At 75.9% G+C, this 8,152-nt stretch carries 11 protein-coding genes and 5 tRNA genes; 8 read left to right on the top strand and 8 right to left on the bottom strand.

What is annotated here, in order from left to right; genetic code table 11:
• Positions 1–100: 100 nt before the first annotated feature.
• Positions 101–616 carry a TIGR02611 family protein gene (locus RKE29_RS25550; RefSeq protein ID WP_312007992.1) on the bottom strand — a complete coding sequence of 172 codons (516 nt, stop codon included), beginning with the start codon at positions 614–616 and terminating at the stop codon, positions 101–103.
• 190 nt (positions 617–806) lie between these two features.
• Between RKE29_RS25550 and RKE29_RS25545 the strand changes: the two genes are divergently transcribed.
• Together RKE29_RS25545 and RKE29_RS25540 are read left to right on the top strand one after the other, a co-directional pair.
• Positions 807–1,220 (top strand): SsgA family sporulation/cell division regulator, encoded by a 414-nt coding sequence (locus RKE29_RS25545; RefSeq protein WP_128378359.1) that lies wholly within the window; start codon positions 807–809, stop codon positions 1,218–1,220.
• 286 nt (positions 1,221–1,506) lie between these two features.
• On the top strand, positions 1,507–2,064 hold the full coding sequence (locus RKE29_RS25540; protein ID WP_312007991.1) for a CGNR zinc finger domain-containing protein: 558 nt from the start codon (positions 1,507–1,509) through the stop codon (positions 2,062–2,064).
• Positions 2,065–2,078: 14 nt separating this feature from the next.
• Here RKE29_RS25540 and RKE29_RS25535 read toward each other — a convergent pair whose 3' ends face one another.
• Together RKE29_RS25535 and RKE29_RS25530 are read right to left on the bottom strand one after the other, a co-directional pair.
• Positions 2,079–2,255 (bottom strand): hypothetical protein, encoded by a 177-nt coding sequence (locus RKE29_RS25535; RefSeq protein ID WP_312007990.1) that lies wholly within the window; start codon positions 2,253–2,255, stop codon positions 2,079–2,081.
• A gap of 160 nt (positions 2,256–2,415) precedes the next feature.
• Positions 2,416–2,847, bottom strand: coding sequence for a hypothetical protein (locus RKE29_RS25530; RefSeq protein WP_312007989.1), 432 nt, complete (start codon positions 2,845–2,847; stop codon positions 2,416–2,418).
• Positions 2,848–3,056: 209 nt separating this feature from the next.
• Between RKE29_RS25530 and RKE29_RS25525 the strand changes: the two genes are divergently transcribed.
• Positions 3,057–3,578, top strand: a complete 522-nt coding sequence (locus tag RKE29_RS25525; protein WP_312007988.1) for a DsbA family protein — start codon at positions 3,057–3,059, stop codon at positions 3,576–3,578.
• A gap of 48 nt (positions 3,579–3,626) precedes the next feature.
• Here the strand turns inward: RKE29_RS25525 and RKE29_RS25520 are convergent, their stop codons facing one another.
• From RKE29_RS25520 to RKE29_RS25510, 3 genes are all read right to left on the bottom strand, one after another.
• On the bottom strand, positions 3,627–4,460 hold the full coding sequence (locus tag RKE29_RS25520; protein WP_312007987.1) for a GNAT family N-acetyltransferase: 834 nt from the start codon (positions 4,458–4,460) through the stop codon (positions 3,627–3,629).
• Positions 4,461–4,587: 127 nt separating this feature from the next.
• Positions 4,588–5,421 (bottom strand): aminodeoxychorismate lyase, encoded by an 834-nt coding sequence (locus RKE29_RS25515; protein WP_312007986.1) that lies wholly within the window; start codon positions 5,419–5,421, stop codon positions 4,588–4,590.
• Positions 5,418–6,479 (bottom strand): chorismate-binding protein, encoded by a 1,062-nt coding sequence (locus RKE29_RS25510; RefSeq protein ID WP_312007985.1) that lies wholly within the window; start codon positions 6,477–6,479, stop codon positions 5,418–5,420. The genes RKE29_RS25515 and RKE29_RS25510 overlap by 4 nt, the downstream gene beginning before the upstream one ends.
• Positions 6,480–6,640: 161 nt before the next feature.
• Between RKE29_RS25510 and RKE29_RS25505 the strand changes: the two genes are divergently transcribed.
• The 5 genes from RKE29_RS25505 to RKE29_RS25485 all read left to right on the top strand — a co-directional run bounded on the left by RKE29_RS25505 (position 6,641) and on the right by RKE29_RS25485 (position 7,113).
• A tRNA-Gly gene (locus RKE29_RS25505) sits at positions 6,641–6,713 on the top strand.
• 29 nt (positions 6,714–6,742) lie between these two features.
• Positions 6,743–6,813, top strand: a tRNA-Cys gene (locus RKE29_RS25500).
• A 63-nt stretch (positions 6,814–6,876) separates the two neighbouring features.
• A tRNA-Cys gene (locus tag RKE29_RS25495) sits at positions 6,877–6,947 on the top strand.
• Between the two features lies 1 nt (position 6,948).
• Positions 6,949–7,020, top strand: a tRNA-Val gene (locus RKE29_RS25490).
• Positions 7,021–7,041: 21 nt separating this feature from the next.
• Positions 7,042–7,113, top strand: a tRNA-Val gene (locus RKE29_RS25485).
• Positions 7,114–7,287: 174 nt separating this feature from the next.
• Here RKE29_RS25485 and RKE29_RS25480 read toward each other — a convergent pair.
• Together RKE29_RS25480 and RKE29_RS25475 are read right to left on the bottom strand one after the other, a co-directional pair.
• Positions 7,288–7,572, bottom strand: a complete 285-nt coding sequence (locus RKE29_RS25480) for a zf-TFIIB domain-containing protein (protein ID WP_312007984.1) — start codon at positions 7,570–7,572, stop codon at positions 7,288–7,290.
• A gap of 63 nt (positions 7,573–7,635) precedes the next feature.
• Positions 7,636–8,152 (bottom strand): phosphotransferase (locus RKE29_RS25475; RefSeq protein WP_312007982.1); only part of this gene is annotated, 517 nt, incomplete at its 5' end.

Raw genomic sequence — 8,152 nt, 5'->3', positions numbered from 1 at the left:
CGCTCTCCCGCTGAGCTAATCGCCCGGGCGCAGGCCCAACCCTAGCGCATGCGCGGGACCGGGAGTGACCGGCCGCGGCCGGCCGGGGAGGCGGCGCGGGTCACTCCTTGGTGTTCCACGGCAGGACGGCGCCGAAGCGCCAGACGTAGGCGGCTACGGCCACGGCGCAGATCGTGACGGCGATGCCGGTGAGGATCAGGTTGCGCTTGCGCACAGCGGGGTCGAGGGCGCGCTGGGCGGCCTCCGTGACCTTGCGCTTGGTCCAGCGCAGCACCAGCTGGGCCCAGACGAACTCCGTGGCCCAGATGGCCATGCCCGCGAAGATCACCACCCAGCCCGGCCCGGGCAGCGGCAGCAGGACGACGCCCGTGGCCACCACCGCCAGGCCGACGACGAAGACGCCGACCTGCCAGCTCAGGTGCAGGGCCCGGGAGCGCTGGATGAACTGGGGCGCCTTCGACCCGAGCGGCGGCTGGGCCGGCTCCTGCGACGCCCCGTCGAGCGTGCCCGCCACCGCGGCGGGCGCCCCGATCGGCGCCGCCCCGTCGGCCTCCGTGGCCCGCGACGGGCTCACGGGCTCGGCGGTCTCCCGCCGTTCGTCACTCTCCGCACTCATGGCGCCCAATTTACATGATCAACCGGTGTCACCGGAATGGCGCAACGGCCTCCGCGAGGGTACCGCCGCACGGGCGACCAGAAGCACCACAAAACGGTCAGAGGGGTTTACAACGGCACCGTAGGTGGCATGTCGATTTCGCCGACGTGCGAACCCCCGAGCGCACACTGAGCGAAAGGCCCTGGCGCTTATGAACACCACGGTCAGCTGCGAGCTGCACCTGCGCCTCGTTGTATCGAGCGAGTCCTCACTGCCTGTACCCGCGGGCCTGCGGTATGACACGGCCGACCCCTACGCCGTGCACGCCACCTTCCACACCGGAGCCGAAGAGACGGTCGAGTGGGTCTTCGCCCGCGACCTGCTCGCCGAGGGGCTGCACCGGCCCACCGGCACCGGCGACGTCCGCGTGTGGCCGTCCCGCAGCCACGGGCAGGGAGTGGTCTGCATCGCCCTGAGCTCGCCGGAGGGCGAGGCGCTGCTCGAAGCCCCCGCGCGGGCCCTGGAATCCTTCCTCAGGCGGACCGACGCCGCGGTGCCGCCCGGCACCGAGCACCGCCACTTCGACCTCGACACGGAGCTCTCCCACATCCTGGCGGAGAGCTGAGGTAACGTCCCGGCCGTCCGACTCGGGGAGACGGCCACCCAGCAGGGACGAGGTCCCGGCAGCGCGCCGGGACGCGACGACACGCGACGCGACAGCGCGCGGGGCACCGGCCGGACGACGGCACGGGCCCCGCGGCACCCGCGGGCGCGGTGCCGCCGCCGCCAGGTCCGCGGCGGCGGCACCGCCGTTCCCGCAGGCGCTAGAGTCGGGCGGGAGCGAAGGGCGGACGGACACGCGCGGTGCGCGTGCGGACGGCCGCCCGGCCCGTCCGGCCAGGGAGCCAACCGTGCTGATCAGTCACGACACCCGGTGCGCGCTCGACGCGGTCGTCGACCTCGTGAACACCGCGCCCGAGGGTGAGGACCACGACGACCTCGCGGACGTCGCCGCACTGCGCGACTTCGTCGAGCGCAACGCCATCAGCGACGTCCGCAGGCTGGACCAGTCCGACCTCGCGGCCGTACGGGCCGTGCGCGGCGCCTTCGCCGAGGTCTTCGCCTCGGACGACACCAAGAGCGCCGCCGATCTGCTCAACGCCATGGTCGCCGAGGCCGGCACCACCCCCCGGCTCACCGACCACGACGGCTACGACTGGCACGTGCACTACTTCGCGCCGGGCGCGTCCGTCGCCGAGCACCTGGCCGCCGACGGCGGCATGGCGCTGGCGTTCCTCGTGGTGGCGGGCGAGCGGGAGCGGCTGCGGCGCTGCGAGGCGCCGGACTGCCGCCGTGCTTTCGTGGACCTGTCGCGCAACCGCTCGCGCCGGTACTGCGACAGCCGCACCTGCGGCAACCGGCTGCACGTGGCGGCCTACCGCGCGCGGCGCCGGGAGGCGGCCCGCTGAGCGATCCGGCCGGGTCACCACCGGTACAGGTCGTGCACGGCCGTGGCCAGCAGCAGCGTGCCGACCACCGCGAGGAACAGCATCAGCGGCGGCTGCGAGAGGGCGAACAGGCAGCCGCGCGGCCGCCTGCCGGGCGGCGCGGACGGGTCGGGCGGCGGTGTGGGGGCCGACTCCCCCGGTTCGTGCGGCATCGTGTGCCGATCATGGCTCAGCGGCCGGCGGGCCCGGACGCGCACACCGGATATTCCGCGTGCCGCTACGGCGAAGGCCCGGGGGCCGCGCTGCGGCAGCGACCGTACGGGCCGTACGCCGCCGGCGCGGGGCCGGCTCCCGCGGGGCCGGCCGGGGCGCTCAGATGCCGTGGCGCTTGAGAATCGCCTCGATGTCGGAGAAGTCCTCCGCCCCGCCGCCGGTCCCGGCCCGCTGCCCGCGCCGCTTGGGGCGCGCGGCGCCGCCGCCCGCGCCGAGAGAGGGCGCGGAGGCGCCCGGGGCCACGGCGTCCCCCTGCTTCCCGTCGGCCACGCCGGCGCGGCGCTGCTCCACCGCGCGCGTCAGCGCGAACAGCAGCCAGGAGACGCCGAGCAGACCGATGCCCACCCACACGCTGGGCTTGAAGACCAGGTCGCGCACCCAGTCCACGACGCCCGCCAGCGCCAGGCCCACGGGCAGCAGCGCGTAGGCGGCTTTCCGGGTCGCGGCCAGGAAGCGTTTGCGGTACGCCGTCATCACGGCGATGCCCAGGCCCGCCGCGGACAGCGCGGCGCAGACGACGTCGGTCAGCATGGGGACTCTCCTGCCCTGGGGGTGCTGTGCCTTCCATCGTGCACCGGGCGGCGCGCCGCGGGCCACGGTGCGCCGCCCGGATCCGGGACATCTCCGGGGCCCTCCTCCCCGGGGGCGAGCCGGTGCGGGAGGCCGGGGGCGGGGCGGCGGACGCGGAGCGCGGGCGGGCGGCGGCGCGAGGGCGCGCCCGCTGCTGGAAGACTGTCCCCATGAGTGACACCGATGTCCCGCGCCCCGTACTCGACGTGTGGTGCGAACTCCAGTGCCCCGACTGCCGCACCGCGCTGGCGGACGTGCGGGCGCTGCGCGCCCGGTTCGGGGACGACCTGGAGGTCCGGCTGCGGCACTTCCCGCTGGAGCGGCACCGGCACGCCTACGCGGCGGCGCAGGCCGCCGAGGAGGCCGCGGCCCAGGGCCGGGGCTGGGCCTTCGCGGAGGCCGTCCTGGAGCGCACCGGGGAGCTGGCCGCGCGGGGCGAGGAGCTGCTGGCCGAGGTGGCCGCGGAGCTGGGCCTGGACGCGGAGGAGCTGGACACCGCGCTGATCGACGGACGGCACACGCTGGCCGTGGACGCCGACCAGGCCGAGGGCAGGGCGATCGGCGTCACGGGCACGCCGACGTACGTGATCGGCGGGGAGCGGCTGGACGGCGGCAGGAGCCAGGAGGGGCTGCGCGCGCGGATCGAGGAGATCGCCGGCCGCCTGCTGGCCGACCGGGCGGCCCGGGGCTGACGGCCGATCGGGCGGCCCCGCGCTGAAGGGCCGGGGCCGGGCGGGCGGTCACAGCAGCGGCTTGTGGAGGTGCACGTCCGTCGCCCGGTAGCCCAGGGACGCGTACAGCCGCTCGGCCGGGGTGTACCCGGCGAAGACGTGCAGGCCCAGGGTGCGCGCCCCGGCCGCCAGGGCCTCGCGCTCCGCGACCAGCATGAGCGTGCGGCCGTGGCCGCGCCCGCGGTACTCCTCGGCCACCTCCACCGCGTACACGTAGGCGTCCACCCCGTCCGGCAGACCGCCGCCCAGGGCCACCCAGAGGGTGCCGACGTCCGCGCCGCCGTGCACGAGCACCCGCAGCGCGGCGCCGGGCGTCGCCGGGCCCTGGTACAGCGCCGCGTACCCGGCCTCCCCACGGGCCTCGGCCTGCTCGTCGGTCAGCCCCCGCTCGCGCCAGTCGCGGACGTAGCCGGCCCGCTCGCGGGCGAGCCACGGCCCGTACTCGGCGTCCCCCATGGGCCGCACCCGGCTGTCCGCGGGCAGCGGTACGGGCCCGGACAGCTCCTTGACCAGGGTGCGGCCGCGCTGGGCGTAGCCGAGGGCGGCGGCGAGGGAGAGGGCGGGCGCGGCGGAGGCGGGGACGCTGACGACGGCCTGCGCGCAGCCCCAGCCGCGCAGCACCTCCTCGGCCGCGAGCGCGGCGACCGTGCCCCGGCCGCGGCGCCGGTCCGGCTCGTCGATGGCCAGGTTCTCGATGCGCCCGGCCCACGTCCCCCAGTGGACGTCGGTGGTGAGGCGGACGGTGCCGACCGGGCGGCTGTTGACGCACACCGCGTACGAGCGGGAGCGCCCGCCGCCGTCGGTGCGCCGTTCGGGTCCCGTAGGGCGCAGGGTGGTGGTCACGAGGGTGTTCTACCGCCGCCCGCGCGCCCCCGTCAGCCCCCGTGCCGCGAACCGGTCCCCGCCGGGCCGCCGGCCGCTCGCGCTTCCCGCGCTCCCGCGCGCGAGGCCCGGTGCCTCCGGCGGGCGCTCACGGGTCGAGGTCGGCCGCCGCCCGCTCGGCGAAGACCCGCGCCGCCTCGGCCGTCACCGGGCCGGGCGCGCCGGGCAGCGAGCGGCCGTCGACCCGGTGCACGGCCTGCACGTCCCGCAGCGTGGACGTCAAGAAGACCTCCTCCGCCCGCTCCAGCACGTCGAAGGGCAGGTCGGTCTCCTTCGCGCCCGTCCACTCCAGCACCAGCGCGCGGGTGATGCCCGCCAGGCAGCCGGACGCCAGGGACGGCGTGTGCAGCTCGCCGTCGAGGACCACGAAGACGTTCGAGCCGGTGCCCTCGCACAGCCGCCCGACCGTGTTGGCCAGCAGGGCCTCGGTGGCGCCCTGCTCGCGCGCGCGGGCGAGGGCCACGACGTTCTCGGCGTAGGAGGTGGTCTTCAGGCCGGTGAGCGCCCCGCGCTCGTTGCGCGTCCACGGCACGGTCACCACGGCCGTGGTGTCGGCGCGGCGCCGGGTCTCGCCCATGGCCACCACCAGCGTCGGGCCCGCCTCGCCCCGGTCGGAGCCGAGCGGGGCGAGGCCGCCGGTGTAGGTGATCCGCAGCCGCCCGAGCGGCGGCGGGTCGACGGCGAGCACGGCCGCGCAGGCCCGCCGCACCTCGTCCAGGTCGGGTTCGGGCAGGCCCAGGCCCCGGGCGGAGTCGGCCAGCCGCCGCAGGTGGCGGGTGAGGGCGAACGGCTTCCCCGCGGCCGCCTGCACCGTCTCGAAGACCCCGTCGCCGACCGTCAGCCCGTGGTCGAACACCGACACGCGGGCCGTCGCCGGGTCGCGCAGCGCCCCGTCCACCCAGATCGCAGGCGTCGACGTCATCGTGGTGTGCCTCCCGTGGTCAGGTGTGCCTGTGACGCCACCCGCAGCAGCCGGGCGGCCTTCAGCTCGGTCTCGTCCCACTCCCGCCCCGGGTCGGAGCCCCAGGTGATCCCGGCGCCGGTGCCCAGGCACAGCCGGGGCCCGCCGGGCGCGGCGCGGTCGATCCAGAAGGTGCGGATGGCCACGGCCAGCGCGCCGGTGCCGCGGTCGGCGTCCACCCAGCCCACGGCCCCGCAGTACGGGCCGCGCGGCACCGGCTCCAGGCCGGCGATGACGCGCAGGGCGCTGGACTTGGGCGCGCCGGTGACCGAGCCGGGCGGGAACGCGGCGGCCAGCAGGTCCGGCCAGCCCGCCCCGGGGGCCAGTTCGCCGCGCACGGTGGACACGTAGTGCACCAGGCCCGGGTGGTGCTCGACGGCGCACAGCGCGGGCACGGTCACCGAGCCGGTGGCGCACACCCGCCCCAGGTCGTTGCGGACCAGGTCCACGATCATCACGTTCTCGGCGCGGTCCTTCGCGGTCAGGTCGGCTGCCTCGCGGCCGGTGCCCTTGATCGGGCCGGACTCGACCGTGCGCCCGGAGCGCCGCAGGAACAGCTCGGGCGAGGCGGTGGCGATCTCCACGCCGTGCGCCGGCAGCCGGACGGTGCCCGCGTACGGGGCCGGGTTGCCGCGGGCCAGCAGCGCGGTGAGGGCGTCGGCGTCCGTGGCGGCCGGATCCGCCGGGTCCGGCAGCGGCGCGGACAGCACCCGGCACAGGTTCACCTGGTAGACCTCGCCGGCCGCGACGCGGTCCCGGATCCGCCGTACGCCGTCGGTGTAGGCGGCCCGGTCCAGGGACGAGGTCCACCCGGCCGCCGCCGGGCCGCGCCAGCGCCCGGGCGCGGGTCGGCCCTCGCGGCGTACGTCGGCGAAGCGGGCGCACGTCACGCGGCCCTCGAAGTCCGCGACCACGGCCCAGAAACCCGCGCTGTCCAGGGCCGCGGGATCGCTGGTCACGTCGCGCAGACCGGTGGCGAGGAGGCCGCCGAAGCGGGCGAGGGCGGGCAGGTCGGACACGGCGTCGAGTCTAAGGCGACGGGCCGCGCGGACGGCGGGCGGCGGCGCGCGCGGCGGCGCCGGGACGGCGGGCGGGACTTATGAAATTTGAGCTGGCCCGGGAATCCGCTAAAGTTCAACACGTCGCCGGGACGCGTGAGTGCCCCGGAGGAACGGCACCTGCGGACGTGGCTCAGTTGGTAGAGCATCACCTTGCCAAGGTGAGGGTCGCGAGTTCGAATCTCGTCGTCCGCTCGAAGTAGGGGTTCGCGGCCCCTGCGGCTGGTGGAGTGGCCGAGAGGCGAGGCAACGGCCTGCAAAGCCGTCTACACGGGTTCAAATCCCGTCTCCACCTCGGANGGTCGCGAGTTCGAATCTCGTCGTCCGCTCGAAGTAGGGGTTCGCGGCCCCTGCGGCTGGTGGAGTGGCCGAGAGGCGAGGCAACGGCCTGCAAAGCCGTCTACACGGGTTCAAATCCCGTCTCCACCTCGGACGATTAGCTCAGCGGGAGAGCGCTTCCCTGACACGGAAGAGGTCACTGGTTCAATCCCAGTATCGTCCACCGGGGCCTTCGGGCCCGTACGCGCGATTAGCTCAGCGGGAGAGCGCTTCCCTGACACGGAAGAGGTCACTGGTTCAATCCCAGTATCGCGCACACCGNGCGCTTCCCTGACACGGAAGAGGTCACTGGTTCAATCCCAGTATCGCGCACACCGATCGGCCGGAGGCCGGGGCTGCACGCCCCGGCCTCCGGCCTTTCCCCGCTCCGGTACGCCGTCGCGCGGTGTACGTACGTACCTGCTACCGGTCGGCCCGGGCCGACCGGTCGTCAGGACGAGAACAGCATGTGGCCGAAGCTGCGGTGCCGGTGGTGTCCATGATGCCCGTGGTGCCCCTGGTGCGGCGCGCCCCAGGCGGGCGCGGCCGGAGCCGCCGGGTAGGCCTGCGGGGCCGGTGGCGGCGGCGCCTGCTGCGCCCACTGCGACTCAAGCCGGGTCAGCGCCTCCAGCTCCCCGTAGTCCAGGAAGATCCCCCGGCAGCCGCTGCACTGCTCGATCTGCACACTGTTGCGGTTGTACGTGTGCATGGGCGCGTGGCACTTGGGACACTGCATGGCCCGCTCAACTCCTCGAAAGGTCACGACGGTACGCAACCGGGGTATCCCGGGCGCGTGCGCTCACCCTATTGCCTCGGCGGTCCCCGCGGACGGCTTCAGTCCTACGATCCGCGTGCAGGCGGCGAGCACCGCCTCCTCGGCCTCGTCCAGCGGGCGGGCGGCCGCGGCCGCCTTGACCAGCGCCAGCGCGGCGGTCTGCACGGTCAGCGCCCGGGCCGGGACGTCCAGGAACGGCCAGGGGTCGGTGCCCGGCGGGCCCGCGGCCGTCCCGCCCGCCGCGCGGTAGGCGCCCAGGAAGCGGTCCCAGTCGCCGCCGGGCAGCAGCCCGGCCGCGTACCAGGCGGCGGGCCGGGCCAGGTCCCAGGCCGGGTCGCCCGCGCCCAGGTCGTCGACGTCGATGAGCAGCCAGCGGGGCGTCCCGTCCGGCTCCCGGCCGAGCCGGACGAGCTGGCCGAGGTGGAAGTCGCCGTGGCACAGGGCGCGGGGCGCGCCGGAGGGCGCCGGGGCCGCCGCGCGCACCCAGGCCGGCAGGCCCGCCCAGGCGCGCAGCACGGTGTCGGCGGCGGCCCGGGGCACG

This window comes from Streptomyces sp. B1866 (genome assembly GCF_031932565.1).
GTDB lineage: Bacteria > Actinomycetota > Actinomycetes > Streptomycetales > Streptomycetaceae > Streptomyces.
This window is presented reverse-complemented; position numbering and strand designations above follow the sequence as displayed.